30 protein-coding genes are annotated in these 25,922 nt (G+C 52.9%); 2 read left to right on the top strand and 28 right to left on the bottom strand.

Annotation, left to right across the window (positions count from 1 at the left end; translation table 11 throughout):
• On the top strand, positions 1-228 hold a 228-nt coding region (locus BLP91_RS13905), incomplete at its 5' end, for a transposase (protein ID WP_143003451.1).
• Positions 229-433: 205 nt separating this feature from the next.
• Here the strand turns inward: BLP91_RS13905 and BLP91_RS13900 are convergent.
• Complete coding sequence (locus tag BLP91_RS13900) at positions 434-628, bottom strand: H-type small acid-soluble spore protein (RefSeq protein WP_091572337.1); 195 nt, start codon at positions 626-628, stop codon at positions 434-436.
• Between the two features lie 139 nt (positions 629-767).
• On the opposite strand from BLP91_RS13900, the gene BLP91_RS13895 reads away from it, so the two are divergent.
• A complete protein-coding gene (locus BLP91_RS13895; protein ID WP_091572335.1) occupies positions 768-1,868 on the top strand; it encodes a M24 family metallopeptidase in 1,101 nt (366 codons plus the stop codon).
• Positions 1,869-1,899: 31 nt separating this feature from the next.
• Here the strand turns inward: BLP91_RS13895 and BLP91_RS13890 are convergent, their stop codons facing one another.
• The 27 genes from BLP91_RS13890 to spoIIIAE form a co-directional block, all read right to left on the bottom strand.
• Positions 1,900-2,739 carry a hypothetical protein gene (locus BLP91_RS13890; protein WP_091572332.1) on the bottom strand — a complete coding sequence of 280 codons (840 nt, stop codon included), beginning with the start codon at positions 2,737-2,739 and terminating at the stop codon, positions 1,900-1,902.
• A complete protein-coding gene (locus BLP91_RS13885) occupies positions 2,736-3,419 on the bottom strand; it encodes a glycosyltransferase family 2 protein (RefSeq protein WP_091572329.1) in 684 nt (227 codons plus the stop codon). Before BLP91_RS13885 ends, BLP91_RS13890 begins: the two co-directional genes overlap by 4 nt.
• The gene (locus BLP91_RS13880) at positions 3,416-4,048 is read right to left on the bottom strand and encodes a copper transporter (protein WP_091572326.1); all 633 of its coding nucleotides are present in this window, start codon (positions 4,046-4,048) and stop codon (positions 3,416-3,418) included. The genes BLP91_RS13885 and BLP91_RS13880 overlap by 4 nt, the downstream gene beginning before the upstream one ends.
• Positions 4,049-4,054: 6 nt before the next feature.
• Positions 4,055-5,230: a putative cytokinetic ring protein SteA gene (gene steA, locus BLP91_RS13875; protein ID WP_091572323.1), complete on the bottom strand. Its 1,176-nt coding sequence runs from the start codon at positions 5,228-5,230 to the stop codon at positions 4,055-4,057.
• Positions 5,231-5,368: 138 nt separating this feature from the next.
• On the bottom strand, positions 5,369-6,136 hold the full coding sequence (spo0A, locus tag BLP91_RS13870; RefSeq protein ID WP_425412231.1) for a sporulation transcription factor Spo0A: 768 nt from the start codon (positions 6,134-6,136) through the stop codon (positions 5,369-5,371).
• Between the two features lie 74 nt (positions 6,137-6,210).
• Positions 6,211-7,578, bottom strand: a complete 1,368-nt coding sequence (spoIVB, locus tag BLP91_RS13865; RefSeq protein WP_091572318.1) for a SpoIVB peptidase — start codon at positions 7,576-7,578, stop codon at positions 6,211-6,213.
• Between the two features lie 151 nt (positions 7,579-7,729).
• The gene (recN, locus tag BLP91_RS13860) at positions 7,730-9,427 is read right to left on the bottom strand and encodes a DNA repair protein RecN (RefSeq protein ID WP_091572315.1); all 1,698 of its coding nucleotides are present in this window, start codon (positions 9,425-9,427) and stop codon (positions 7,730-7,732) included.
• 13 nt (positions 9,428-9,440) lie between these two features.
• Positions 9,441-9,887, bottom strand: coding sequence for a transcriptional regulator AhrC/ArgR (ahrC, locus tag BLP91_RS13855; protein WP_091572312.1), 447 nt, complete (start codon positions 9,885-9,887; stop codon positions 9,441-9,443).
• The gene (locus BLP91_RS13850; protein ID WP_091572310.1) at positions 9,884-10,768 is read right to left on the bottom strand and encodes an NAD(+)/NADH kinase; all 885 of its coding nucleotides are present in this window, start codon (positions 10,766-10,768) and stop codon (positions 9,884-9,886) included. The genes ahrC and BLP91_RS13850 overlap by 4 nt, the downstream gene beginning before the upstream one ends.
• Positions 10,769-10,800: 32 nt before the next feature.
• Positions 10,801-11,316: a hypothetical protein gene (locus tag BLP91_RS13845; protein WP_091572307.1), complete on the bottom strand. Its 516-nt coding sequence runs from the start codon at positions 11,314-11,316 to the stop codon at positions 10,801-10,803.
• Between the two features lie 51 nt (positions 11,317-11,367).
• A complete protein-coding gene (locus BLP91_RS13840) occupies positions 11,368-12,195 on the bottom strand; it encodes a TlyA family RNA methyltransferase (RefSeq protein WP_091572303.1) in 828 nt (275 codons plus the stop codon).
• 8 nt (positions 12,196-12,203) lie between these two features.
• Positions 12,204-14,093, bottom strand: a complete 1,890-nt coding sequence (dxs, locus tag BLP91_RS13835) for a 1-deoxy-D-xylulose-5-phosphate synthase (RefSeq protein ID WP_091572301.1) — start codon at positions 14,091-14,093, stop codon at positions 12,204-12,206.
• Entirely contained in the window at positions 14,074-14,694 is a 621-nt protein-coding gene (locus BLP91_RS13830; protein WP_091572299.1) for a hypothetical protein, read from the bottom strand. Before BLP91_RS13830 ends, dxs begins: the two co-directional genes overlap by 20 nt.
• 754 nt (positions 14,695-15,448) lie before the next feature.
• Positions 15,449-16,336, bottom strand: a complete 888-nt coding sequence (locus tag BLP91_RS13825; RefSeq protein WP_091572296.1) for a polyprenyl synthetase family protein — start codon at positions 16,334-16,336, stop codon at positions 15,449-15,451.
• Between the two features lies 1 nt (position 16,337).
• Positions 16,338-16,595, bottom strand: a complete 258-nt coding sequence (gene xseB / locus BLP91_RS13820) for an exodeoxyribonuclease VII small subunit (protein WP_091572294.1) — start codon at positions 16,593-16,595, stop codon at positions 16,338-16,340.
• Entirely contained in the window at positions 16,582-17,952 is a 1,371-nt protein-coding gene (gene xseA / locus BLP91_RS13815; RefSeq protein WP_245662281.1) for an exodeoxyribonuclease VII large subunit, read from the bottom strand. The genes xseB and xseA overlap by 14 nt, the downstream gene beginning before the upstream one ends.
• Before the next feature lie 15 nt (positions 17,953-17,967).
• The gene (gene folD / locus BLP91_RS13810; RefSeq protein ID WP_091572288.1) at positions 17,968-18,831 is read right to left on the bottom strand and encodes a bifunctional methylenetetrahydrofolate dehydrogenase/methenyltetrahydrofolate cyclohydrolase FolD; all 864 of its coding nucleotides are present in this window, start codon (positions 18,829-18,831) and stop codon (positions 17,968-17,970) included.
• A gap of 112 nt (positions 18,832-18,943) precedes the next feature.
• Entirely contained in the window at positions 18,944-19,381 is a 438-nt protein-coding gene (gene nusB, locus BLP91_RS13805; RefSeq protein WP_176757992.1) for a transcription antitermination factor NusB, read from the bottom strand.
• A 50-nt stretch (positions 19,382-19,431) separates the two neighbouring features.
• The gene (locus BLP91_RS13800; RefSeq protein WP_245662280.1) at positions 19,432-19,656 is read right to left on the bottom strand and encodes a DUF2273 domain-containing protein; all 225 of its coding nucleotides are present in this window, start codon (positions 19,654-19,656) and stop codon (positions 19,432-19,434) included.
• Between the two features lie 3 nt (positions 19,657-19,659).
• On the bottom strand, positions 19,660-20,223 hold the full coding sequence (gene amaP, locus BLP91_RS13795; protein WP_091572280.1) for an alkaline shock response membrane anchor protein AmaP: 564 nt from the start codon (positions 20,221-20,223) through the stop codon (positions 19,660-19,662).
• Positions 20,224-20,275: 52 nt separating this feature from the next.
• Positions 20,276-20,665 carry an Asp23/Gls24 family envelope stress response protein gene (locus tag BLP91_RS13790; protein WP_091572278.1) on the bottom strand — a complete coding sequence of 130 codons (390 nt, stop codon included), beginning with the start codon at positions 20,663-20,665 and terminating at the stop codon, positions 20,276-20,278.
• Positions 20,637-22,016 (bottom strand): acetyl-CoA carboxylase biotin carboxylase subunit, encoded by a 1,380-nt coding sequence (gene accC / locus BLP91_RS13785; protein WP_091572275.1) that lies wholly within the window; start codon positions 22,014-22,016, stop codon positions 20,637-20,639. The genes BLP91_RS13790 and accC overlap by 29 nt, the downstream gene beginning before the upstream one ends.
• Positions 22,017-22,038: 22 nt before the next feature.
• Complete coding sequence (gene accB, locus BLP91_RS13780) at positions 22,039-22,548, bottom strand: acetyl-CoA carboxylase biotin carboxyl carrier protein (RefSeq protein ID WP_091572273.1); 510 nt, start codon at positions 22,546-22,548, stop codon at positions 22,039-22,041.
• Positions 22,549-22,836: 288 nt separating this feature from the next.
• On the bottom strand, positions 22,837-23,409 hold the full coding sequence (locus BLP91_RS13775; RefSeq protein ID WP_091572270.1) for a SpoIIIAH-like family protein: 573 nt from the start codon (positions 23,407-23,409) through the stop codon (positions 22,837-22,839).
• Positions 23,410-23,421: 12 nt separating this feature from the next.
• On the bottom strand, positions 23,422-24,063 hold the full coding sequence (spoIIIAG, locus tag BLP91_RS13770; protein WP_091572267.1) for a stage III sporulation protein AG: 642 nt from the start codon (positions 24,061-24,063) through the stop codon (positions 23,422-23,424).
• 6 nt (positions 24,064-24,069) lie between these two features.
• Positions 24,070-24,735: a stage III sporulation protein AF gene (gene spoIIIAF / locus BLP91_RS13765; protein WP_091572265.1), complete on the bottom strand. Its 666-nt coding sequence runs from the start codon at positions 24,733-24,735 to the stop codon at positions 24,070-24,072.
• A gap of 8 nt (positions 24,736-24,743) precedes the next feature.
• Positions 24,744-25,922 (bottom strand): stage III sporulation protein AE, encoded by a 1,179-nt coding sequence (gene spoIIIAE, locus BLP91_RS13760; protein WP_091572262.1) that lies wholly within the window; start codon positions 25,920-25,922, stop codon positions 24,744-24,746.

Here is a 25,922-nt window from a genome sequence, read left to right as displayed (position 1 = left end):
GAAAAACATAAGGAAAAAGTGCGAGCCCATCGCCTTTCCTCTACGGGAAAATACCTGTACAAAAAACGGAAAGAGACGATCGAGCGAAGCTTTGCAGACGCGAAAGAGCTGCACGGGCTTCGCTACTGCCGGTTGAGGGGAAGGGAAAAGGTCCAAGAGCAAGCGCTGATGACGGCCGCAGCGCAAAACATCAAGAAGATTGCCAACCACCTAACCAAAGCCGGCTAGGTGGTTGGGAGGCCTTTTTGATCCAGGTTTTGATACGTCGATGAGCTGGTTTTGTCCATAAAAAAAGAGTGTGGAGAAAGCAGTGAAGGGCTTTCTCCACACTCTGAAGAAAAACGGTTTCCCTCTGATGGGAAACCGTTTTTCTAAGTGTATACGCTGGGCACATGCCCCGCCCGCTACAAACCATATGCACTCAAACAGGCATTTATCTCTTTTGCGGGCCGATTTCTTGCAGCTCCTCTACCGGAACCGATTGTTCGTCATCGGGTTGGGCGCGGGTATAGACACGGGCTGTCTCCTCCGCTTCATTTACATGCTGGATCCAAACAGGGACATTGTTGTGTCTAACTTCAATCTCTTCTGGAGAGTCAACAATCTGCATCGCTCTCATCACATTCATCCCATCTTCCTCCTTCCCGTCTCATCCTGTTCCAAGGGGCTTGTTTTTATGCAATAGACGTGAAAACCTCTGTTTCCCTTCCCTCAAAGGCGTGATACATTGTTGATAAACCTGCATTTTGAAGGAGGCATCCCCTGAAGTGAATTTACGACTTCAACGATTGACCTTATGGTTAAAAAATTCCGAAGCGGATCTCGCTCTGATCCAGGACCCATCCAATCTGCTTTATTTGACAGGGTTTGAATGCGAGCCCCATGAACGCTTGTTGGCTCTGTTTATCCTGCCTGGACAGTCTCCCTTCATCGTTTGTCCCCGCCTGGAAGAAAATCGCCTAAGATTGTCGGGATGGTCGGATACGATCATTACATATGAGGATGCAGAAGATCCTTGGCAGAAAATCGCCGCTTGTCTGAAGGAACGTGGCATGGAAACCTTTACGAAGGCGGCTGTGGAAGTGGAGCAACTCTCATATATGCGAGCCGAAGCCTTGCGCTCCCTCTCCCCGAACAGCCGTTTGATCTCGGTAAACGAGGAGTTGGGACGTCTTCGCTCTGTCAAAGATGATCGGGAAATCGAGACGATGAAGAAGGCGGCCCACTTAGCCGATGAAGGCGTCAAAGCGGGGATCGCAGCGCTTAAGGAGGGATGTACAGAGTTGGATGTCGTGGCCCATATCGAATACGAGATGAAACGTAAAGGGGTTCGGGCCATGTCTTTTTCCACCATGGTGCTATTCGGAGAGAAAACAGGCGACCCCCACGGCACCCCGGGAACCCGGCGCCTTAAAAAAGGGGATTTAGTCCTCTTTGATCTAGGCGTGGTATGGGAGGGATACTGCTCCGATATCACTCGCACCGTCGCCTTCCATTCTATCGAGGAAGAAACTCGACAAATTTACGAAACGGTATTAAAGGCACAAACCGCTGCTCTTAACGCATGCCGTCCGGGGGCACCGATCGGCGAGATCGACCGGGTGGCGCGAACCATCATCAAAGAGGCTGGATATGGTCCTTATTTCCCTCACCGGCTGGGTCACGGACTGGGGATCGAAGCTCACGAATCCCCTTCTATCCACGAGGAGAATCGGGAGCTGTTTACGGCGGGTTTAGCCTTTACCGTGGAGCCTGGCGTCTATATCCCCGGCAAGGGCGGAATTCGAATTGAGGATGATGTGGTGATCACTGCAGAAGGGCATGAACGTTTGACCCGGTTTCCCAAGGAGCTTCAAATCGTCAATTGAACGGCCAACCACGGGAGTTCCGTGGTTTTTTTCATTCTCTCCCCAGCCGGTCCAGATAAGAGAGAAAACGATTTCCGTCGATCAGCCGGGTCAGTGAGATCGTTTCCCCGACCCAATGTCCCATCGCCAAGAAAGCGATCCACACCATGACCAACCAGGTCGGGGATACCAAGGCCAACCACATACCCAGTTGGACGCCGAGAAGGTTGGAACCGCTGTCACCCAACATCAATTGGGATGACAGATCCTCTTTCAGGATCGCCGCCCCCAATCCGAGCAAGGGAATAAATAAAAAGAGTTCTCCCCGCCCCAGGCTGACCAGAAATAACAGACTGCCGACAACCAGATAAAACTTGAGGGCCCGTCCCGGACGAAGATCCAACAGGTTCAACCAATTGGTCATCAACCCGATCAGCAAGGTGTGGAGCAGCCACACTTTTCCGCTGCCGCCGGAAGTCACCGTTGCCGAAATCGCCGCCACCGCACCGCCGCCCGCCGCTTTCAGCAATCCCGTCGTCAACCGCCCTTCTTTGATCCAGGTTCGGAAATGTCCGGAGAATCCCTTGTCCCGATGATTACCCAGAGTATCATCCAACCAGCCAAGAAAGGAGACAGTGATCGAGGCCAACAAAACCGCGGCAAACAGGGAAAAGGAGAAGAGGGGGATCCACTGGGCCAGGCCCAGGGCGATTACGGAGAGAAAGAGCAGAAGCGAGGCGAGAAATCCTCCATAAGCGGTGGGAATTCGTTCTTCCCGATAGTTCAGCCCCGTCACTCCCACTTGAAGCAGGAAATCCTTACCCGTTTTCAGCGTCCGTCTTCCCGCCAAAAACGACAGGAGCAGGAAACAGAGGCTAAGTCCTGCGCTCACGCCGGCTGCCTCCACAGGCGGAACAAGGTTTTCAGGATGGAAAGAAACTGTTTGCCCCGATGAGTAAAGCCCTGCCAATTCCTCCCCGTCTCCCGGTGACTCATGGGCAAGGGGATCTCTTTCACCTGATATCCACAGCGCAAGGCCCGCACCGTCATACCCACTTCCACCCCGAAGCCGGAGGATAGATCTCCCGCCTCCTTTATCAGCTCCCTGGTCACCGCCCGTTGGCCGGATAACACCGCCTCCAGATGATAACCGGTCAACCATCGGACTCCGTTTCGGGCCAGTCCTTTCACCAACCCGAACCCTCCCTTTTTCCGTGCCGCAGGAAATCGGGCAATGGTCATATCCGCTTCCTGCTTCAGCACCGGACTCAGCAAGGCCCCGCACAACTTGGCATGCTCCATCAAATCGGCATCGACAAACAAGATGATGTTGCCGGCGGCGTAGCTCATCCCCTGGCTGAGGGCCCCCCCTTTCCCGATATTCCGGGGAAGCTGGACCACACTGTCGGCATTCCGACGAGCCACTTGAGCGGTTGCGTCTGTGCTTCCATCATCCACCACAATAATCTCATCCAATTCCTTCACACGCCGCAGCGCTTTTAAGGTTCGCTCGATGCGCTTTTCTTCGTTGTACGCAGGAACCACGGCGCTGACCACAGATTGTTTTCTCATGACGAAGCCTCATTTCCACGGTGAGTTGCATTCTGAATCAATTGAATGAGTTCGCAGGTTTGCAGGGGATCCCCGGTAAAAGAGCCCGGAAAAGAATAAGAACGTTCTTCGGAAGATCCAAAAACCGCCCGGGAGGATTCGGTACCCTGCAAAATCAGCGGTCCAGAAAAAGTTAATCGCACATCGCGAATCATCCTTCTGTGGTTGGAATCAGGATCCACCAGAAAAACAATGGCATCATATCGGTCGGGCAGCATTGGATAGGAAGCCGGCCGACTGACGGTTCCTCCTGCCAAACGAATCGCCCGTCCCAACTTGTGGGCCAATCGATCATCGCCACCCACAAGCAGGATATGACGCCCTCGCAACCGTTCACGAACCGCCTCTTTCAGCAAGGATTGATTCTGTTTCTTCAGTCCCTGCAGGCGGTTTTCCTGTTGTTGGAGCACTCTTTTCAGCTGCCCCTTCTCCTTTGCCGCTTGCTCAAACCGCGTCTCCAACTGATGGAGCCATTCCTGTTCCTGCTGTTGGACCCAGGTTTGCCCCCCTGTCCCTCCAAGAATGATCCCAATTCCCAAAGAGATGAACACGGCGCTGATGGATGTGATTAGCATGCGGGTGGAAGTCATGTATGATCACGCCCAGGAGAAAATAGTTTTTACATTCAGCCACAGAATGCGGACGATGTGATCAAAATGGGGGTTGACGATGGCAAAGGCGATGACCGGGGTTAGAGCAGCGGAGCCCAACAACAAAACATCCCGGACCCTCGGTGAGTCGCTGTTGCGGTACAAATGGGTCACTCCTTTGGCATCGACCAATTTCTCCCCTACTTTCATTCTAGCCAACATCGTACTCGCCATCCCCTTACGCCCTTTTTCCATAAAATCGACTACATTGGAGTGGGACCCTAGCATAATGATTCGTCGAGCACCTTCCTGGTAAGCCAACAGCATCGCTACATCTTCACTTGTTCCTGGAAAAGGAATCAGATGGGCCGCCAATCCGAGCTGTTCCACCCGGTGTAACCCCGGTGCCGTTCCATCGGGATAGGCGTGTACAACCAATTCGGCACCCGATGCCAAGGCTTGATCGGTGACTGAATCCATATCCCCCAAGATGATATGGGGCGAAAAGCCTTCCTGGAGCAAGGTATCCGCACCACCATCCACCCCGATTAAGATCGGTTCTTTCTCTTTGATGAAAGAACGAAGGGTTTTTAAATCCTGTTCATGTCCTCCCCCTCGGACCGCAATCAATACATCCCTGTTTCGAAATGGGGTGAACAGGGCGGGAACCGGCAACGGACGATTGACGAATACCCGCTCCCGCTGCGCGTATTGGAGGGTGTTATCAACAAAGGAAGATAAGGTGGAGTGTAGATTGTGGGTCGCCTCCGCCATCCGCTCCTCCCAATACTCCCATGTCATCCGATATCCCGTCGCCACCTGGATCCATGCTTCTCCCTTCCGTCGGCGGTAGAGCCGATTGGAGTGGAGATAAAGCCAATCCTTCTCTTCCACCAATTCCATGACCGTTGGTCCCACTGCATCGAGAAGAGGGATGCCCGCTTGAAGCAGCAGTTCTGCTCCTCGGGCTGGATATTTACCGCTGATGGAGGCGGCAGCATTCACCACCGCATGCACCTTCTTTTTGATCAACGCTTCGGCGGCCACGCCATCCAGATCGACATGATCGATGACCGCAATCTCGCCGGGACGGATGCGATGGATCAAACGTTTGGTTTTTCCGTCCACAACCGCCTTACCGTGAAAGATGCGTTTTCGAGAAGACAACGGTCTGTAGAACATGCCCACGACTCCTTGTTCCCTGATTGACTGCTTTTAGTATGGGAGTCTTTCCCCCACATCATACCCACACCAATGCGCCGAAAAAGGGAACAAAAAAATAACACCCTCTTTTAAGAAAGATGGGTGCAGGTGGACTGTTCAGCCCACTTTATGTTCAATACGCAGTTTATCCGCCACCATGGCAATAAACTCGGAATTGGTCGGTTTAGCTTTGCTCACGTTGATGGTATAACCGAACAATTTGCGGATCGACTCCATGTTACCACGACTCCAAGCCACTTCGATAGCATGTCGGATCGCCCGCTCCACTCGGCTGGGAGTGGTGTTATACTTCTCCGCAATCCGGGGGTACAAGGTTTTCGTGATAGCCCCGAGCAATTCCACCTCGTTGTACACCATGGTGATCGCTTCCCTGAGGTACAAATACCCCTTGATATGAGCGGGAACGCCGATCTCATGAATCACATGGGTAATGTTGGCATCAAGATTGTCGGTACGGCTCGGATCCGAACCTCCTGCTTGACCCCTGCCGGATGCAACCGGACGTCCTTGCATTTGCCGAATGCGATCGGTAAGCACGTCCATGTCGAATGGTTTCAAGATATAATAAGCAGCCCCCAGTTCAACGGCCCGTTGGGTGATATTCTCCTGCCCAAAGGCCGTCAACATAATGATCCTGGGAGTGGGTCCAGGACGTTTGTTCAGCTTTTCCAGCACACCTAAACCATCCAAGTGGGGCATAATGATATCCAGAATCAGGACATCGGCATCCTTCTCCTCCAATAGATCGACCACTTCATTTCCATTGTAGGCGACACCGATCACCTCGATATCTTCCTGAGAATCGAGGTGTTCTTTTAGCAAGTCTGCAAATTCCCGATTATCATCAGCCAGAATCACACGCATCTTCTCCAAAATCGGCCCCTCCCTCTCCTTATATTCGCCTTTTTTGGTACTCTATCCTTCGACAAATCGACGAGTCATTCCTCCCTCTTCACCACTTTTTCGGCAAATGAACAAAACACAGCGGGTTTTTGTAAACCCGCTGTGTTGAGTACGCCGGCATCCTTCAACATCCATTCGATATAGGTGCCGTATCCAGATGTCGGATCATTGACAAATACGTGAGTGACTGCGCCCACCAACTTCCCATCCTGGATGATGGGGCTTCCGCTCATCCCCTGTACGATTCCACCTGTTTTATTGAGCAAGCGGGGATCCGTTACCTTGATGATCATTCCCTTTGTCGCAGGAAACTTTTGATGAATGAGATGGACGATTTCAATATCGTACCGTTCCACCTTTTGACCTTCTACCACAGTGAGGATCTGCGCCGGTCCCTCTTTTACTTCTTCCGACAGTCCAACTGGGATCGCTTGCTGATCATGACTGGAATCAGGAGATTGTTTCATCTTGCCGAAAATGCCAAATTGGGTGTTGTGAAGAATGGAACCGACCACCTGATTTTCCCGGAAAAAGATGGCACGTTTTTCTCCGGGGTCTCCCGACTGACCTTTTTGAATGGAGGTGACGTTGGATTGAACCACGTTTCCTCCACCGGGGCGAATCGGCTGACCGGTATCAATATCTGTAATCACATGACCGAGGGCCCCGTATCGCTTCTTGTTCGGGTCATAAAAGGTGAGCGTCCCCACACCGGCAGCGGAATCCCGAACATATAAACCGATTCGGTACACGTCGCTCCCGCTGTCCTTGACCGGATTTAACATCACCTGTTTTTTTTGCTCATCTCGTTGAATCACCGTTTTTACCGGCCGATTTTCATCGCCGGCCTTTTTGACGATACGAGCCACATCCTGCACCCCTCGAACGCTTTCTCCATCCATGGACAGGATGTAGTCCCCCACCCGGATATCGGCCCGTGCTCCGGGAGAGAGCCGGTCTTGGCCCACTCGGTGATGTCCGACGACCAGAACACCTTTTGCTTTCAACTGAACACCGATGGATTGCCCTCCGGGAACCACCTTAAGATCCGGCAAAACGTTTACCTTCATTTTTTTCAAGGGTAGTTTGCCGAAAAGGTTTAAGGTTAGCTGGGTATGTCCCATTTGCCTTGATAACAAGGTAAATGGACGACTTAAATCCACGTGTACCGGGCTGTGGTTTACCCCGTTAACCGCTAACACACTGGGATTGGCTACAGTCACCGTCGCTGTGGTTGGAAGTGACAAGTTTAGCTCTTTCAGGGTTCCGGAAAAAAGGCGCATCTCCGAAGGAAGGGCCATATACTGGCTGAATGGGGTGCTCAACCCGCCTAAAATCAGTACGAAGACCAACAACAAGCCTGTCCATTTCTTCGCTCTTTTGTTGTGCCCCACACGATTCACTCTCCTGCTTCCTGCCTACACCTCCACCTCGATGTTGCCATCGTATTGTTAAGTATTCCGCGCCGGAATCCAATTATGTTACGCAAATGATTCCTTGTTTACCGGCAGCCAGCAAAAATCCCCGACGAAAACGTCGGGGGTGGTTCATTGGTTACATCGCTCGTTTGGTTTCCTGTGCCAGGCGCAGCATTTCTGTGGCGTGATTGCGGGTGGTGTCGGTCACTTCGACGCCGCCCAACATCCGCGCTAATTCCAGGGTCCGCCCTTCATCGGTTAACAGTTTGACCCGAGTGCGGGTGGATTCCTCATCCATCGTCTCCTTAAAGATATGGAAATGGTGATCCGCCATACAAGCCACCTGGGGAAGGTGTGTGACACACAAAACCTGACAGCGGCGGGCGAGCCGCGCAATCTTTTCCGCGATCGCTTGGGCCGCCCGTCCGCTGACGCCCGTATCTACTTCATCAAAAATCAGTGTATCCGCCGCCCCATCCATATCGGCAAAAATGCTCTGAATAGCCAACATGATCCGGGAAAGCTCCCCTCCTGAGGCGATTTTGGCCAAGGGACGAAGCGGTTGACCCGGGTTCGGCGAGATCAAAAACTCCACTTGATCGGATCCGTCGAGGGTAAACCGGGGTTCGTTCCGTTCTTGGATCGCAACGGAAAAGCGAGTCCCTTTCATGTTAAGGTCCATCAACTCCGTTTCCACCCGCTCTTCCAAGGTGGCAGCGGCAGCCTGACGGAGTCGACTCAACTCCTCTGCCCGTTCCCTGACGGTCTCATAAAGGCGATCCCGTTCCTGTTCCAATTCTGCCTTTTGCTCATCCCGGTTCTCCAGCTGTTCCAGTTCCTTTTCCACCTGTTCCTGATGCTCCAGGACCTCGGTCAAGGTTTCCCCGTATTTACGCTTCAGTTCGTCAATGGTCTGAAGCCGTTCCTCCACCACTGACAGGCGGGTCGGATCAAACTCGAGATCGTCCCGGTACCGGCCCAGCTGCCGGGCCGCTTCCTCAACCTGATAATAAGCGGATTGAACCAATTCCAACGTCGGCTTCATCGAAGGATCAAAATCAACAATATCCTCCAGATCGCGAATGGCCTGATTTAACATTTCCGCCCCACGCTCTTCGCCATAAAGGACATCAAAAGCGCGGGAAGCGTTTTGCAACAGGTTCTCCGCGTGGGCCAGTCGGGTATGCTCCTGTTGCAGCTGCTCATCTTCTCCGGGGATCAGCCGGGCCGCGGCGATTTCATCCCGCTGAAACAATAATAAGTCCAATCGCTGAGCCGCTGCCCGTTCATCGGTTTCGATCTGTTCCAATTTTCGTTGGACATTCCGATATTTCCGAAAGGCTTGTTGATAATGTTCCAAAGAACGTTGGAGCTCATCGCCGCCGATGGCATCCAACCAACCGAGGTGTTCCTCCACGTGCAACAACCGCTGGTGTTCGTGCTGTCCATGGATATCCAACAGATGATGACCTACTTGTTTTAACATCGCCAGCGTCACCATCTGACCATTGATCCGGCAGGAGCTCTTTCCGCTGGCAGTGATTTCTCGGCGGATGATCAAGTGTTCTTCCTCCGACGCCAGTCCCCATTCATCCAAAACCTTTACGGCAGGATGGTGAGAAGGAAGCTCAAACAATGCTTCCACGGTCGCTTTTTTGGCGTTTTGCCGTACAAAATCGGCAGAGCCGCGCCCGCCGACAATCAAACTGAGGGCATCGAAAAGGATCGACTTCCCTGCCCCCGTTTCACCGGTCAGCACGTGAAATCCTTCGTCAAAAGTTAATTGCACCTGTTCGATGATCGCAAAGTTACGGATGGACATCTCCCGCAGCATCGGTCATCCACTCCTACAGCATGTCGATCAAGCGGTTTTTCACCTGGGGCCCACTTTCCCGGTCCCGACAGATCAACAGAATCGTATCATCCCCTGCGATGGAACCGATCACGTCGGACCATCCCAGGTTATCGATCAATACACCGATTGCATGAGCATTCCCGGGCATGGTCTTAATCACGATCAGATTTTCACTTAGCTCAATACCCACAAAGGCATCGGTTAACAACCGTTTTAATTTCTGATGGGGATTGAAACGGTTGTCCGCTGGCAACGAATATTTATATGTCCCTTTGTTGGTGGGAACTTTGACTAAATGCAATTCCTTGATATCCCTGGAGACGGTCGCCTGGGTCACATTGTATCCAGCATTCCTCAGCTCGTTGACAAGATCCTCCTGGGTTTCCACATCCTGATTGGTAATGATCTCCCGTATTTTGATGTGCCGTTGCGCTTTCATTTTTTGCCCTCCAACCCGCTTCCTTCATCCTGTTCACCTTGCAGCTTTTTGCGCACCACCTCGAAGAAATCCCGCTCTTCCCATTTGATCAGAGAGGTAATGTGTTTGGATGCTGCCACGCGGATCACATCATCCACCTCCAGCCGGTAACCCAACTGTCCGTCTATGGTGAGCCCGATATCCTGGTGGGTGGCACTGACGCGGATTTCCAGGGTGCACTCAGATGGCAACACCATCGGCCGTGCAGTCAAGGTATGGGGACAGATCGGTGTCAGCAGGATACTTTGTACACCAGGCCAAACGATCGGTCCTCCACAGGAGAGGGAGTAGGCTGTCGATCCGGTGGGTGAGGAGACAATCAGTCCATCACCGGAATAGGTGCCCAGATATATGCCGTCCATATAGACGGTTCCTGTGATCATGCGGCTGAACGACCCTTTGGCAATGCCCACATCGTTGAGGGCGACACTCTTCTCCAACACTTCGCCGCCCCGCACCACTTCCGCGTTCAGCATCATCCGTTTTTCTATGTAGTAATCCCCTTGTAAAATCCGGTCCACCGCCGTGGCCAAACTGTCCGGTTCGGCCTCGGAAAGAAAACCGAGGTGTCCCAGGTTAAAACCCAAAATCGGAATATGGTAAGCAGCAAAGCGGCGCGCCACTCCGAGTAAGGTACCGTCTCCGCCCAATACGAATACAATATCCACCGCTTCAGGAAAACGATCCACCGGCAGGGCGAGGTCATCCCGGTCCACTTCCCGTGCGATTTCCGGCTCCAGCCTGACTTCGGAGCGTCGCTCCTCCAGCAGATGGACCAACTCTTTCATCACGACGCGAGCCTTCGGTTTTCCCTTGTTAACCAGTATCCCAAAGCTTGACAATCGACTCCACCTCCATCTACCCCCGGGTTGGGTCATCCTGCAGCGATAGCGATCAGCATGCCTACAATCAACATGACGAGATGTGATAACAGATGGCGGCGTCTCGGATATCGAATGCCCGACACTTCAAACTGTATCGTTTTCACCGTTTCCTGATCCGGATCGATGTACAAAACACCGGCAGCCTGAAAAGCGAATACATGACCCAAAAACCGATCACGGACAGCGGCACCCGATAGACGGAGTGACTTTTTTGCTTTCGCCAAAATCACCACATAGTATTTCCCATTTTTTCGGGCGATAAAGTCCGCATATAGCCGACTGTCATATCCCTTATCTCCCACCTGGATGCGCAAGGGAAGACGCTGTTTAGCCGCAACCACCTCATACCCGTCTCTTTCCAGCAGATCCGGGATGTCACCGCGAATGGGCCGGTCGGACTGGCGCACCATCGGACGAGGTTCACTTTTTTTCCATTTTCGAGCCATCAGTGACAGGATCACAACAATCAGCAGAAAAAGGACGATCACATCCCCGTCGCGCAACAAGGGTTATCCCTCCTTTTTCTACTACTTCGGATCCGGCCACAAGAATTCCTGTTACCCCGAACCTTCCGTCTCCGGTCGATGAGCCTGGTTCACGGCGCCATCGACCATGTGTTCTACATTTTCCAAATATGTCGGCCCCGTAGCGGTCCAACCCAGCCAGCTCAGAAATTCGATATTACCGCCGCTTCCCGTAATCGGCGATGGGGAAAGCCCCTTGATGGAAAATCCTTCATTGATGGCCATCTCACAAAAACGGAACAACACCTCTCGGTGGATGCGGGGATCGCGTACAATCCCTTTCCGTCCCACCTGATCCCGTCCAGCTTCAAACTGCGGCTTGACTAGAGCCACCACTTCCGCCGGATCTTCAAGCATCTCTTTTAGAGTAGGCAAGATCCGGGAGAGGGAGATGAAGGAGACGTCCACTGTGGCCACGTCCGGTGATTCCCCCGGAAGCTCCTCTGGCTTCATGTAACGGAAATTGGTCCGTTCCATTACCACAACCCGGTCATCGGAGCGCAGCTTCCAATCCAGCTGACCATACCCCACATCTACGGCATAAACCTTTGACGCCCCATTTTGCAGTGCGCAATCGGTAAAGCCTCCTGTTGACGCCCCTATATCCAGCATCACGCGGTTTTCCATCTCAATCCCGAATACCTTCAGTGCCTTTTCCAGCTTCAGCCCTCCCCGGCTGACATAGGGATGTTCTTTTCCCATCACTTCCACATCGGCATCCTGACGCACTTGCGTTCCCGGCTTGTCCGCTCGGTCGCCATTCACCTTCACCAGGCCGGCCATGATCGCTCGTTGCGCCTGTTGCCGACTGTTATAAAATCCTTTATCCACAAGGAGGGTATCCAAACGTTGTTTCACCAGAGATCACCTTATGCCCGTTGACGGCGACGGGGAACCATGTTATGAGCGGTATGGGCGATGCGTTCTACCGTCAACCCCACTTCGCCGCGCTGATCTTTGACATCCCCGTGTTCAACAAAATAATCCGGAACGCCGATGGTCTTTACCTGCATGTCGTAAATTTCTTGTTCGGAAAAGTATTCCAGGACGCCGCTGCCAAAGCCGCCGATGGCGGATGCTTCTTCGATGGTGATGATCGGAAGCTGCTCCCGGGCCAATTCGTCCAGCAGCTCCGAATCCAGCGGTTTGGCAAAACGGGCGTTGACCACCTTACACCGTATCCCTTCGCGGGCCAGGCGATCAGCCGCCTCCAAAGCGAAGGGCACCATCGTGCCAAATGCGAGCAGCGCCACATCCCCACCCTCGCGAAGCACTTCCGACTTGCCGATGGGCAGCTCCTTCAGCTCTTCATCCATCTCTACTCCTAAGCCGGTTCCCCGGGGAAAGCGGACGGCAATCGGCCCCTCATAGCGATACGCTGTGTAAAGCATGTGTTGAAATTCGTTTTCGTCTTTGGGCATCATAACGACCATATTGGGTATACACCGCATGTAGGCGATATCGTATACCCCTTGGTGGGTTTCTCCGTCAGCGCCGACGAATCCGGCTCGATCCACCGCCAACACCACATCCAACTTCTGACGGGCGATATCATGAATCAGTTGGTCATAGCCCCGTTGCAGAAAGGTGGAATAGATAGCGAGCACCGGTTTCATCCCTTGGGTAGCGACCCCTGCTGCAAAGGTGGTGGCATGTTGCTCGGCGATGCCCACATCGAAGCATCGATCAGGGAATCGAGCAGCAAACTCATTCATACCCGATCCCCCTAACATGGCCGGGGTAACACCTATCACTCGCTGATCCTGTTCTGCGAGCCGGATCAAGGTGTCTCCGAACACCTTGGGGTATTTCACCGGGGTATTAGATTTTTTCACCCCTTTGTTGGACTCCAGTTTATACCCTTTGGTTACCCCGTGCAGTTTTTCTTTGTGGGTTTCTGCCGGCAGATAGCCTTTCCCTTTCTGAGTGACCACGTGAACAAGGACCGGCCCTTCCGTCTGATCCGCTTGGCGCAGACATTCCAACAGCTCGTCCATGGAATGTCCGTTCACCGGACCCAGATAGGTTAACCCCAGCTTTTCAAACAACACACCGGAAACCACTAAGTATTTCATGCTATCTTTGACTCGTTCCGCTGCAGAAGCGAAGGCGCCGCCCACTGTCGGGATCTTTTTCAGAAAATATTCCATCTCCTCCTTGATCTTGTGATAGTGTTTGTGGGTTCGAAGTTTGCCCAGATAATTGTGGATCGCGCCCACATTGGGAGAGATGGACATCTCGTTGTCATTCAGGATACACAAAATATTCCGCTGCTCATTCCCGATATGGTTGAGCGCTTCCAGAGCCATACCCCCGGTGAGGGCTCCATCTCCAATGATCGGAACGATGCGATGGCTTTCCCCTTTGATGTCACGGGCTACCGCCATTCCCATCGCCGCTGACAGGGACGTACTGCTATGCCCGGTTTCCCAGACATCGTGTTCGCTTTCACGCATCTTGGGAAAACCGCACATTCCTTTGTACTGCCGCAGGGTGTCAAATTGTTTGAGGCGACCCGTCAGAATTTTATGCACGTAGGCTTGGTGCCCTACATCCCAGATGAACCGATCCTTAGGACTGTCAAAGAGATAGTGCAAAGCAAGGGTTAATTCCACTACACCCAGGTTGGACCCCAAGTGCCCCCCTGTTATGGACAGACTGTCAATCAAAAACTGACGGATCTCCTCCGCCAGACGGGGTAATTGGCTGACGGGGACTCTTTTTAATTGTTCAGGCGAATTAATCTGTTCGAGGTGCACGGAAAACGCCTCGCTTTCGCTTTCGTTTTTTCCTAGTTTTTACAGAAAACAAGCGGATATGAAACCTTTCTTCCAGTATATAAAAGACTTGGCCCAGTCTAAAGATAATTTCATTTGAATATTGTATGGAAAAGGTCTTCCCTAGTGCTTTACCACCGACAGTTAAGGCGGAAATCGCACCTACTGCCAAGGTTTCCAGCCACCAGCGACTCCCGGAGAGATCCAAGGTGAGCACCAACGTTCCCACCACCGCAAACCCGGCAGCACCGCTGATAATCCCGCTGATATCACCGATCACGTCGTTACAGAAGTTGGCAAATTGGTCCGCCTTCCGCAGGATCCCGATCGCATGTTGCGCGCCGGGAACCTTCCGGGAAGCCATCGCATGAAAGGGCGGCTCTCGTGCGGCGGTGGCGGCGATCCCCAACATATCAAAGAAGACACCGACCAGGATGATCATCAAAACCACCAGCAAGCCGCCCTGCCATGATAAACCGCCTAAAAAAGAGGCGGATACACTATTGAAAATCATGGACAGGATGGCTGTCACCATACTGATGATAACCGCCCAGCGAAAGGACTGTCGTAATATTTTTCGCATCTCCCAATCAGGACTCCTCTACGGCCCAAAAAACGGAATGCCGGCCGCATGGGCGGCCGGCATTCCGTTCCGGCTTGACCGGGCGGTAAGTCACCGCCGGTCTGCCAACGGCCAAAACTGACCCGAAATCATGGCGAGTGGAAGTGGAAACGGACCGGATAAATCCTGCGGCTTAGGTCCAGTAGGTTTTCCCAAAAGGTATCCGCACCGTTGCCAATGCGGCGGTTTCCCTTTACTACCTTTTCGGCGGTGTCACCAGCCGCCGGACTGGATTGCCACTCAGTCCGCACTTCAATCCCCGGCCCGCCTTGCCTGTCACAGCAAACAGTCTAGGAGTTTTCCTCAACAATCCGAGCACCTCTCCTAGCCTCTTTTGCAGTGTTGCTTTCAACGAAAAATCGTATCCCCACAACACCACTCAAGGCAGGCTACGCTGCACCAGGTCCCCCTACCTAGTAACAGGTTCATACCCCAAGCCGCCGCCTACGCACGGTGACGCTCCGGCGACGCACTTGGGCCTCCGCGGGGGTCGGGTCAACGCCCACATGCCTTTGTGGATCGCCCGTCCCCCTTAACTCTCAGCATCGACCCCCGACTGGGCGTCGGAAGCCAACACCAAGAACTTCATCGATGTGCCCTTTAGCGGATTTTTAGCCCCGCCTTCAGAGAGGGTGGATCGACTAGAATACTGCACCACTTCCTTGTTGATAGATATTATATCATAACCATTTTAAATACGGCAACGCACTCCTGATTACCGCTCACGATCCAACAGATAGTCGGCGATACCGAGCAGGTAATCAGGGCGAATGCCTTCAACCGAGGAAACCAGGTTCTTGGCCTCCTCCACCAGGGTTCGCACCTGCTTCTTGGAAACGTCCAACCCCTGCAGCGCAGCGTAGGTGGATTTTTTCTTCTCCACATCACTGCCTACCGGTTTCCCCATTTTATCCCGGTCTCCGATCACATTGAGCACGTCGTCTCCGATCTGGAAAGCAAGTCCCAATCGTTCGGCATAGCCGGTCAAGGCTTCCAACTCTTTGGCACAGGCACCGGCCACAATCGCACCGGCCCGGACGGAAAAGGTGATCAAATCCCCGGTTTTGGATCGGTGGATATCGTGCAGTTCCTTGAGGGAGACTGCACGTCCTTCCGCCTCTATATCCTTCACCTGTCCACCAACCATCCCTTCCGCTCCGACGCGAGCGGCGCATTCTTGTATCAAGCGGAGTGCGGCTTTGCCATCGAGGCCGGTGTTGAGCGCCCCTTCCGCCATCACACCAAAAGCTTTCGTCAACAGCGCATCTCCCGCTAGTATCGCCATCGCTTCACCATAAACTTTGTGGTTGGTCAAAGATCCCCGACGAAAATCGTCGTCGTCCATGGCCGGGAGATCATCATGAATCAGGGAGTATGTATGGATCATTTCGATTGCACACGCGAAGGGGAGCGCTGCTTCTTCGGATCCGCCCAAGGCATCGGCGGCGGCCAGCACCAGAATCGGACGCAGGCGCTTTCCTCCGGCGAGCAAGGAGTAATTCATCGATTCACCCAATGTCCCCGGTATGTCCTTCAGGTAGGCCGCCAGATGATGCTCCACGGTTTTCGCCTTTTCTTCCAGATACCCTTCGATCTCCCGCACCTTAATCTCCAGCCTCCTCATCGGGGTGAAAAGGTTTCCGGACCCAATCACCGTTTTCCCGGGCCAGAATTTCCACCTGCTGCTCCATCTTTTCCAATTTGGCCCCGCAATACCGGGACAACTTCATCCCTTCTTCAAACAGACGGATCGACTCCTCCAGAGGAACCTCCCCGTTTTCAAGACGGTTCACCACATCCTCCAACCGTTCCATAGCCTCTTCAAAACTAAGTTCCTGCAATGGTTGTTTATCCGCTTCCATCGGGATCATCCTCCCATCCCCAAACCTGACATTTCAGTCTCCCATCGGACATCCGCACCCGGATCAGATCACCGGCCTGGACATCTTTCACAGACTTAAGCAACCTACGATCACCATAGCGGTAGACGAGAGAGTATCCGCGATGCATCACTTTCAGAGGACTGAGCGCATCCAGATACTCCATCCGTCGTAACCACTCCGCTCGTTTGTCCTGCAGCTGGCGATCCATTCCCAGTCTGCACTGGCGAGAGATCCGTGTCAACTGCTGAGACAGGAGATGCAACCGAGCGGAAGGGTGTTGTCCACGCAGCCGATGTTTTTGCGCCTCCAGCCTGGAACGCAAAGGGGAGAAACGTTGGCGGACAGCGGCAAGCAAATCCCGGGTTAGATCATCCAACCGCTGTTCAAAAGGTTCTAAACGGGCTTCTGCGCGGCGGAAGACGGGACGATCCATCACCCGGGACAAGCGTTCTCTCTCTGATTGCACACGTTGTTCCACCGCTGTTGTCAGCCGCTTCTTCATCCCGCTCAGTTGGGATTGGAGCTCTTCAAAACGGGGAGCGACGATCTCTGCAGCGGCTGTGGGAGTGGCGGCACGTACGTCAGCTACGAAATCGGATATCGTCGTGTCGGTTTCATGACCGACAGCGGACACGACCGGAATCTGCGATTCATAGATTCCCCGGGCCACCGCTTCCTCGTTAAATGCCCACAGCTCCTCCAGAGAGCCGCCACCGCGACCGACGATAATCACATCCACATCTCGAGTGCGATTGAGACGGTTCAGTGCATCGACGATCTGGCGAGGCGCATCCACTCCCTGGACAGCCACCGGACAGACAAGAATATCCACCATCCGGCTCCGCCGGCGCAATGTGGTGATCATATCCCGCACTGCCGCACCATGGGCAGAGGTAATCAATCCCACTCGCCCCGGCAGAAACGGGAGGGCTTTTTTATGTTCCGGCGCAAACAACCCTTCCTGCTCCAGCTCTTCTTTTAAACGTTCGTAGGCGACAAACAGTTCGCCGACGCCATTTGGCTGCATATGGGTCACATACAACTGCACCTGCCCGTCCCGTTCGTAGACCCCCATCCGTCCCCGAATCAAAACATCGTCTCCATCCCTGGGGGAAAAGCGGAGCCGTCGGTTGTGACCGGCAAACATCACCGCGCGAATCCGTGTCCGGTCATCTTTCAATGTAAAATACATATGGCCGCGGGCATGGTGCTTAAAATTGGAGATCTCACCCTGAACCCACACCCGGGCAAAATCCTTTTCTTCTTCGATCACCTGGGTGAGTCGACGAACCAGATCCGTAACAGAGAAAACATCATCTTGCACCTGTTTCCGCAACCCGATCATCCTCCATCAGCCCTTGGTGAAAAACGTCCGGGCCGCTTTCACGGTATTGTAGAGAAGCATCGCCCGCGTCATCGGCCCCACTCCCCCCGGAACCGGTGTGATACGTGAAGCGATCGGCTCTACCGCATCAAAGTCCACATCACCGGCCAACTTTCCTTCCGGGGTCCGGTTCATTCCCACATCGATCACGACGGCCCCTTCCCGGACATGCTGGCGAGTGATCATGTGGAGCCTTCCTACCGCCGCCACCAGGATATCCGCCTGCCGGGTGTGATGGGCCAGATCTTCCGTTCGGGAGTGACACATGGTGACGGTGGCGTTTTCCCGTTGCAACAGGAGGGAGACCGGCTTACCCACGATATTGCTGCGACCCACAACCACCGCATGTTTACCGGCGATGGACACCCCTGAGCGTTTCAGCATCTGCAGGATGCCATGAGGAGTACACGGAAGTAATGAGTCCAGCCCCGTAGCCAAACGACCTGCGTTGAGAGGATGAAACCCGTCCACATCCTTGTCGGGCCGGATCTCGGAGATCACCCGGTCCGGGTTGATCTGATCCGGCAGCGGCAGCTGAACCAAAATCCCGTGGATCGCCGGGTCTTCATTAAGCCGTTGAACCTCGGACAGAAGTTCGTCTTCCTCAATCGTATCCGGTTTGCGGATTAATTGAGAGCGGATCCCCACTTCTTCACAATCCCGCACTTTGCCCCGTACATAGGTCTCCGAGGCCGGATCGTTCCCCACCAGAATCACTGCCAGACCTGGACGCTCTCCAGTCTCTTCAGCCAGTACGGCCACCTCTTTGGCCAGTTCCCCTTTGATCTCTTTGGCAAGCACCTTACCATCGATCCATTTTCCTTGTTCCACTATAACCTCTTCCTTCCTGTTCCCAAACCATTTGTCCCCAGTTTACTCCTTGGGAAAGCTTGTGTAAAGGAATCACGAACTTTCATGCTTCGCCCATCAGTAATTGTTCGTATTACTCGCCAGCGATCTCCTTTTGGATCGAGTCTAAATCCTTCACCAGCGTGCCCAAAACCCCGTTTATATAACGGGCTGATTCTCCGGTGCTGAATCTTTTGGCCAGTTCCACCGCTTCATTTAACGTCACCCCTTCTGGGATATCCGGCTCAAACAGCAATTCGAAGGCAGCCAGCCGCAAGATGGACCGATCGATGGTGGATAACCTGGGGACAGTCCAATCCTCCTTCAGATAACGTTGGATGATCGGGTCCACCTGATACGGCTTTTCCAATCCTCTCTGAGTCAAGCGAAGGAAGAAAGCGACATCTTCCTCCCGCACCTCTTTTTTCAGCCCATGGGCCGTGTGGTCGATAGTACTCCTGCCCGCATCGGGATTTAATTCTAACTGATAAAGGGTTTGCAGTGCCTTTTCTCGCACCTGTCGCCTGGACATCCAATCGCCTCCTTTCAAAAAAAACACCCAGCCGGTGGCCGGGGCCATGATTATTTTTGAAACCATTTGTCCGGTACGATGCTTTCCAAAACGTCTCCAAGGTTTTCACGGGTGTCCATCCAATGACCGACCACATAACCGGCCAATACGAACAGCCCAAAAATCAGGGTTTTCCATAATCCCATAAACAGATAAATAAATCCGAACAAAAGACCTCCCGCGATTCCCGCAAGCCGTCCCCCATATTGTTTCCATATCCGCTCCAAGCCCTTCACCACCTACTCCACGCGGATTGGGGATCGGTCCGATTGGACCGTATCCGCAATGTAGACCGATATTTGGCTGACATCCACTCCGGCGATCTCTTCCAGGTGGGTTTTGATGGATTGCTGGAGTTCTTCGGATAGGGTTTGAATAGGAGTGTCCCCGTCCACGACCAGTTTTAAACCAACACCGACCGAGGTGTGATCGGAATCCTGTCGGACCCGGGCTGTGATCGTTCGAATTCCTTTGATTCCACGGGCGCGTTTAACCGTGAGACTTTCCAACGTCTTTAACGAGATTCGGATGTGGCCGATCTCAGTCAAACGATCCACCCCTGGCTCTTCTTTCTTGTTCTCAAGGGAGAGCCGCAGCATCCGAAGGCTGTAGACCAGGACCATGATACTTACCGCCAACACGAACCAGCGTACGCCAGTATCCCGATAGATCCGATCCAACCACCCTGCCAGCAGCCCCTGTTGACCCCACTCGGCACTGACGAAAAGACCTACCCCCATGGCGGACAACATCAGGAACAGCAAACTGTACACCATCAAGAGGAGACGATTTAGTACACCCAATCCCCTGTTCCTCCTCCCGGATCCCTATTTTTTTATCGGTTTCTCTGTTTGTTTACGTGGTATCTTGGTCGTCGCCCGCCAGACGGACTTCAGAGATACGAACGGTTACATCGGCTACATCGAGGCCAGTCATCGATCCGACCGCGTTTTTGATCTCTTCCTGCACTTTTCGGCCCACATCCGGAATGTGATAACCGTAATGGACGATCAGGGAGACGTGGATGCGAACCTCTTCATCTAAATCGACTTTAATCCCCTGTTTTGGGGTTTTCCGTCCCAGAAATTGAGTCAAATCGGATACGACTCCTCCGCTTGTACCGGCAACCCCATCCACCTGAAGCGCCGCGAGACCGCTGATGATCTGAAGCACTTCCGGGGCGATCTCCACTTTGCCAAGCTGGGTGCTTCCTGCATCACTGTACTGGTTCTGTTCCCTCTCCATCGTCTTCCGCCTCCAAATCAGTAGTTTCTAGAAATTGAATGTGAAAATCCCCTTCGTTAAACTTGCGGTTGTTCAACAACTTCAAATGAAAAGGTACCGTCGTTTTCACACCGTCAACAGCAAATTCACCCAAAGCCCGTTTCATGCGCCAAATCGCTTCCTCACGATCTTTTCCCCAGGTGATCAGTTTGGCAATCATCGAGTCGTAGAAGGGAGGGATGCGATAGCCGGGGTACGCCCCGCTGTCCACACGAACTCCTGCTCCTCCCGGAGGAAGATAAAAAGTGATCGTTCCAGGAGTTGGCATGAAATTCTGGTCCGGGTCCTCTGCATTGATCCGGCATTCGATGGCCCACCCGTTCAATGCCACATCCTCCTGTTGCAGGAGAAGAGGCTCACCTGCGGCCACTCGGATTTGCTCCTTGATCAGGTCGACACCGGTAATCCATTCAGTGACTGGGTGTTCCACCTGAATCCGAGTGTTCATCTCCATGAAATAGAAATTTTTCTCCTGATCCAGCAAAAACTCCACTGTTCCCGCCCCGGTATAACCGACGGCCTGAGCCGCATCAACCGCCGAGCGGCCCATCGCTTCTCGCAACTCAGGATCCAATGCTGGGGAGGGAGCTTCTTCTACCAGTTTTTGATATCGACGTTGAATCGAGCAGTCCCGCTCACCCAGATGGATCGTATTACCATGTCCATCGGCCAACACCTGAATCTCGATGTGACGGGGTTGGACCAAAAACTTCTCCAAATACACACCGGGATTTCCGAAGTTGGCTTCCGCCTCTTGCTGAGCCATCCGGATCGCCCGCTTCAGTTCCTCCTCTGTATGTACCACGCGCATCCCTTTACCGCCGCCGCCTGCCGTCGCTTTGACGATGACCGGATAGCCGATATCCCGCGCGGTTTCCACCGCTGTCTCCACATCCTCGATAACCCCTTCTGTTCCGGGAACCACCGGAACACCGGCTTCCTTCATCGTATCCCGTGCCGTGGTTTTATCCCCCATCTTGAGGATGGATTCCGGGCTCGGCCCGATGAAGGTCATGTGACAGGCGGCGCATAATTCGGCGAAGTCGGCGTTTTCCGCGAGAAAGCCGTATCCGGGATGGATGGCATCGGCCTCGACCAGGGTGGCCACACTCATGATATTGGTCATGTTGAGATAACTCTCTTTAGATGACGCTGGGCCAATGCAATAAGCTTCGTCTGCCAGCTTGACATGGAGAGCATCGCGGTCCGCTTCGGAATACACCGCCACAGATTGAATCCCTAGCTCGCGGCAGGCACGAATCACCCGGACGGCAATCTCCCCCCGGTTGGCAACCAACACTTTCTTAAACATCGCTGCTCCCCCCTTTCGCTGCTTAATCCGTCTTCACTAGAAACAGCGGTTGACCGTATTCAACCAGCTGCCCGTTTTCCACCAACACTTCCACGATTTCACCTTTTACCTCCGCTTCAATTTCATTCATCAATTTCATCGCTTCCACGATGCAGACCACGCTTTTTTCATCCACCCGGTCCCCTACTTTTACATAGGGCTCGGAATCGGGAGAAGGCGCCTGGTAGAAGGTTCCTACCATCGGTGACACAATCCGGTGAAGATCGGTATCATCTTCCTTCTCTTCGCTAGCCGTCGGTGTCGGCACCGATTGAGGTTCCTCCTGTTGTACAATAGGGGCTTGTCCTTCTGCTTGCCGCTCTACATGGGTTGTTTGCTCCGGCCGAACCGTCGGGGTTTCAGTTACTTGAATGCCTGCGTTGGACAGCGCTTTCTTAATCGTTACTTTTGTTCCGTCATTCTCCAGCTCAAATTCTTGAATCGTGGATTCGTCCACCAGCCGGATCACTTCTCGGATCTCATGCATCTTCATGGCTACGTCCACTCCTCCCTGGGGTGTATGAAATGATCATCCTACGACCTCTAAAAAGGACATGCAGGTATTCTGGCGTCACACCACCGTTTGATTGTAAAGAAAAGATCCATCAATCTCAAGCTTGCCAATCGGTGTAGCCCATTTAGGATTTGTTCACACTCTAAATCTATTTTACGTTGTCCAACATCGGGAATCAATCGATCCTTATTGAAGGCTCGCGGTTTTTGTCAAAAAAGAAAACCCCTCCGCCGGAGGGTTTTGTCGGAATTTTACTCGCTACGTCGATCAATTGCGATAGGCAACAGATACCTTATGAGAAGGGATATCCATCTGTTTTTTCACCATGGAGATCAACTGAACCACCTGTTTTTTGCTCAGTTTTTTACTTTGGACGATCACATCGACCATTTGATTATCTCCCGTGATCACCACGGCATCCCGATATCCTTCTTCCCGAATCAAATCCTCCATCACCGACTCCGATTTATCCACTTTCATCAACTCATCAATCTTAGCCTGCGCTTCTTTCAGTTCCTTCTTGGAAGATTCCGGATCGGTCAGTACTTCCATATAATCTTCGGTCATTTTGGAACGAAGTGAACTCCGTTGCAACTGATAACCGACGAAGTAATCACTTTCTGCACCGGCGGAAGCTTTTTCATCTTTCCCCTTATTCTCCTCATCTCCTTTATCTTTCTCCTCGGTATCCACTTGTACCCCTTCCGGATCCCCGTCTTGGTCCTCCATCGCCACTTGGTCTGCCGGCTCCACTGGACCGGTTACAATATAATAGGCGGAGAGTACCACCATTAGGCTTAACATGGTCACCAGCCAAACTGTCTGTTTGTTCATATTCATCAAAAACCCTCCTTATCCCCTCGGCATCACGGATATCCGGTGCACTGGAACATCCAGCAACCGTTGAATCGATTCGATCATCGCCGCCTTCACCTGCAGATCCTCCGCACCTTTTGCCACCACCAACACCCCTCGGATCTGGGGCTTCACCTTTTTAACCACGATCGGCTCCTCACCGTCTCCCTTTCGCCGCAACACCACCTTTTCATCTGTCGTCTCCTCCTCAATTTTACGGGTCCCCCCTTGTTTATCCTGTTCATCTGTAGCTTGTTCCGATTGTTTTTGATCCTTGACATAGACGCTTTCCGCCGAGGACTCCAAGTTGACCATAACGGATACATCTTCGACCCCGACGATACTTGCCAGCACCTCAGACAATTGGCTTTCATACATATCTTCGTACTCTTCTATGCTCATTTTGTCGCCACGATCCTTTTTCCAGGCAGGCACGGAGGAATCCTGACTCTTCTCATCCGATGCTTCCTCTTGCGGCGGCACCGCTTCCTGGCGCACGGAGAAGAAAGAGGACAGGATCATGAGCGCCACCCCGAAACACCCGATGACAATCAGCCAGCGAAAGGTATTCCCCTTTCCGGGGGAATTACCTCCCCCTCCCAAGGACTGCTCCAGACGATCTAAAAATCGCTTTAGCATCGGTGGTCACCTCCCCTGGTCCCCTTCCAGGACCTTTACCTCGATTTGATTGGCGCTCAGCGCAAAGGAATCCTGAAGGAAACGGGTGATTCTCTTCGCCCAGTCCGCTTGTCTTGATGATCGCCTCTCTGATCGAGATTCTTCTCCGGTCGATTGGGAGCCGTCAATAATAACCGGCGCCACTTCTTCGACTGTACTGGTGGATCCTTGTTGCTCCTCCTTGGTTTCCGGTTGAACGGTCAGGTTGATCCCGGCCACCTCCGCTGTTCCTTTCTCATTATCAGATCGGGTCTTTACCTGAGCCCAGTCCACCTTTACAGCGAACTCTTTCTCCACCTCTTTTTTCACTGTTTCGGCCAGCCGTTCTTCCGCCTCTTTTTGGATCAACCGATCCTGGGTTTGTTGAATACCTTTGCTCTGCTGGCGGATGGTGGAAAGGGAAGTCATCTTTTCTCCATCCGTGCCTTGTTCGTTGAAAGCGAGTCGACTCAAGTCCAAATCTTCCCGCAAAAGCTGAAAGATCGGTGATAAGATCGCCAGGATGATCAAAAGCCCCATCACCAGTTTGACGTACCGCTCCATGGCGTTATTGGGGAGAAGCAAATCGATAAAGGCGGCGATCATCACTAAAATGACAATCTGTTTCAACCAACCGCTCAACAGTTCGATCATGTCATCACCTACCGGATCATCACCGAGATATTGCCCGAGGCTACAATAATGGTGATCGCCAGAAAAAACATCAAACCGACAGTCGCCAGAGCGGCAAAGATATAAAGGAGCGTTTTGGATATGATGCTCAAACATTCAATGATCGGACTGTTTCCCAGTGGTTGCATCACTGCCGCCGAAAAACTGTAGATCAGGGCCAGGGACAAAATCTTCAGTGCGGGGAAGGCGATGATGACCAACAGGATCACCACTCCGGCCATACCGACTGCATTTTTGACCAAAAGCGAGGCGCCCACGACGGTGTCTGCAGCATCGGAAAACAGGCGCCCGACAACGGGAACAAAGTTTCCTGTCACGTATTTGGCGGTCCGGATGGTCACACCATCTGTTACTGCCGCCGTCGCCCCTTGGACGGAGATGATCCCCAGAAAGATGGTTAAGAGTGTCCCCAGCATCCCGACACTGATCTTCTGCAGAAGCCGGGCCAGGCGATTTACCTTGTACTTGTCGGAAAGACAACTGACGATCCCCAGGATCGCGGAAAAAAAGAGGAGGGGAAAGACCACGGTGTGTATCATCGTCCCGATCACGTGGATCATAAGGACGATCATGGGATGAAACATTCCCACGGATCCCAGGTTTCCCATGGACGCCAACAGGGTGAGCACCAGAGGCACCAGCGCCAGCATGAAGTGAATCATGCGAGAGATGGCTTCCTGAGCCGAATCCACCGCAACAGAAAAGCTATCCACAGCAAGGATGATAATCACCATAAAGGAAATGGCGTAGGCGATTCGACTCACCTGGTTCTGTTCAAAAGCCGTCTGCAGGGTGCGCAGAATCATACTAAATACCGTCAAGACGATAATGGTCGACAGCAGTTTTGCATTATACAGCACTTCGTGAAAAAGATATTTGGTGAAAGCGGAGAAAAAGTTTCTCCAACTCAATCCCTCTCCGGAAAGCACCAGATCAAAGAGGTCTCCCGGATTCTGTTCCGGAAAAAACCGACCGTATTCCTCTTTCATCTCTTCCCAAAAGCTTTCCATTTTTTCCGTCTGGAGTTGGTCCAGTTGCGTCCGAACCACTTTCTCGTCCAGTCCCTCCCCCTCCGCTGCCGTCATCGGGGGTGGCAGATTGAACAGAATCAGAAGGGTGAGTCCCAACACCCGGATCGCTACACCCAT

It is taken from the genome of Melghirimyces thermohalophilus, from assembly GCF_900102685.1.
Lineage (GTDB): Bacteria > Bacillota > Bacilli > Thermoactinomycetales > DSM-45169 > Melghirimyces > Melghirimyces thermohalophilus.
This window is presented reverse-complemented; position numbering and strand designations above follow the sequence as displayed.

What these genes read in the sequence shown, in the direction of transcription:
- BLP91_RS13900 (WP_091572337.1), bottom strand. Translation starts at nt 628, where the DNA reads ATGAATGTGATGAGAGCGATGCAGATTGTTGACTCTCCAGAAGAGATT.
- spoIIIAG (WP_091572267.1), bottom strand. Translation starts at nt 24,063, where the DNA reads ATGCTAAAGCGATTTTTAGATCGTCTGGAGCAGTCCTTGGGAGGGGGA.
- spoIIIAE (WP_091572262.1), bottom strand. Translation starts at nt 25,922, where the DNA reads ATGGGTGTAGCGATCCGGGTGTTGGGACTCACCCTTCTGATTCTGTTC.
- BLP91_RS13830 (WP_091572299.1), bottom strand. Translation starts at nt 14,694, where the DNA reads ATGCGAAAAATATTACGACAGTCCTTTCGCTGGGCGGTTATCATCAGT.
- ahrC (WP_091572312.1), bottom strand. Translation starts at nt 9,887, where the DNA reads ATGAAAGCGCAACGGCACATCAAAATACGGGAGATCATTACCAATCAG.
- spo0A (WP_425412231.1), bottom strand. Translation starts at nt 6,136, where the DNA reads ATGCGTGTGATTCTGGCTGATGATAATCGGGAATTTGCAGACTTGCTA.
- BLP91_RS13790 (WP_091572278.1), bottom strand. Translation starts at nt 20,665, where the DNA reads ATGGAGAGGGAACAGAACCAGTACAGTGATGCAGGAAGCACCCAGCTT.
- BLP91_RS13880 (WP_091572326.1), bottom strand. Translation starts at nt 4,048, where the DNA reads ATGACTTCCACCCGCATGCTAATCACATCCATCAGCGCCGTGTTCATC.
- BLP91_RS13775 (WP_091572270.1), bottom strand. Translation starts at nt 23,409, where the DNA reads ATGAATATGAACAAACAGACAGTTTGGCTGGTGACCATGTTAAGCCTA.
- nusB (WP_176757992.1), bottom strand. Translation starts at nt 19,381, where the DNA reads ATGTCCAGGCGACAGGTGCGAGAAAAGGCACTGCAAACCCTTTATCAG.
- xseB (WP_091572294.1), bottom strand. Translation starts at nt 16,595, where the DNA reads ATGGAAGCGGATAAACAACCATTGCAGGAACTTAGTTTTGAAGAGGCT.
- recN (WP_091572315.1), bottom strand. Translation starts at nt 9,427, where the DNA reads ATGCTGCGGGAGATGTCCATCCGTAACTTTGCGATCATCGAACAGGTG.
- BLP91_RS13885 (WP_091572329.1), bottom strand. Translation starts at nt 3,419, where the DNA reads ATGAGAAAACAATCTGTGGTCAGCGCCGTGGTTCCTGCGTACAACGAA.
- steA (WP_091572323.1), bottom strand. Translation starts at nt 5,230, where the DNA reads ATGTTCTACAGACCGTTGTCTTCTCGAAAACGCATCTTTCACGGTAAG.
- accB (WP_091572273.1), bottom strand. Translation starts at nt 22,548, where the DNA reads ATGAAGATGCATGAGATCCGAGAAGTGATCCGGCTGGTGGACGAATCC.
- accC (WP_091572275.1), bottom strand. Translation starts at nt 22,016, where the DNA reads ATGTTTAAGAAAGTGTTGGTTGCCAACCGGGGGGAGATTGCCGTCCGG.
- spoIIIAF (WP_091572265.1), bottom strand. Translation starts at nt 24,735, where the DNA reads ATGATCGAACTGTTGAGCGGTTGGTTGAAACAGATTGTCATTTTAGTG.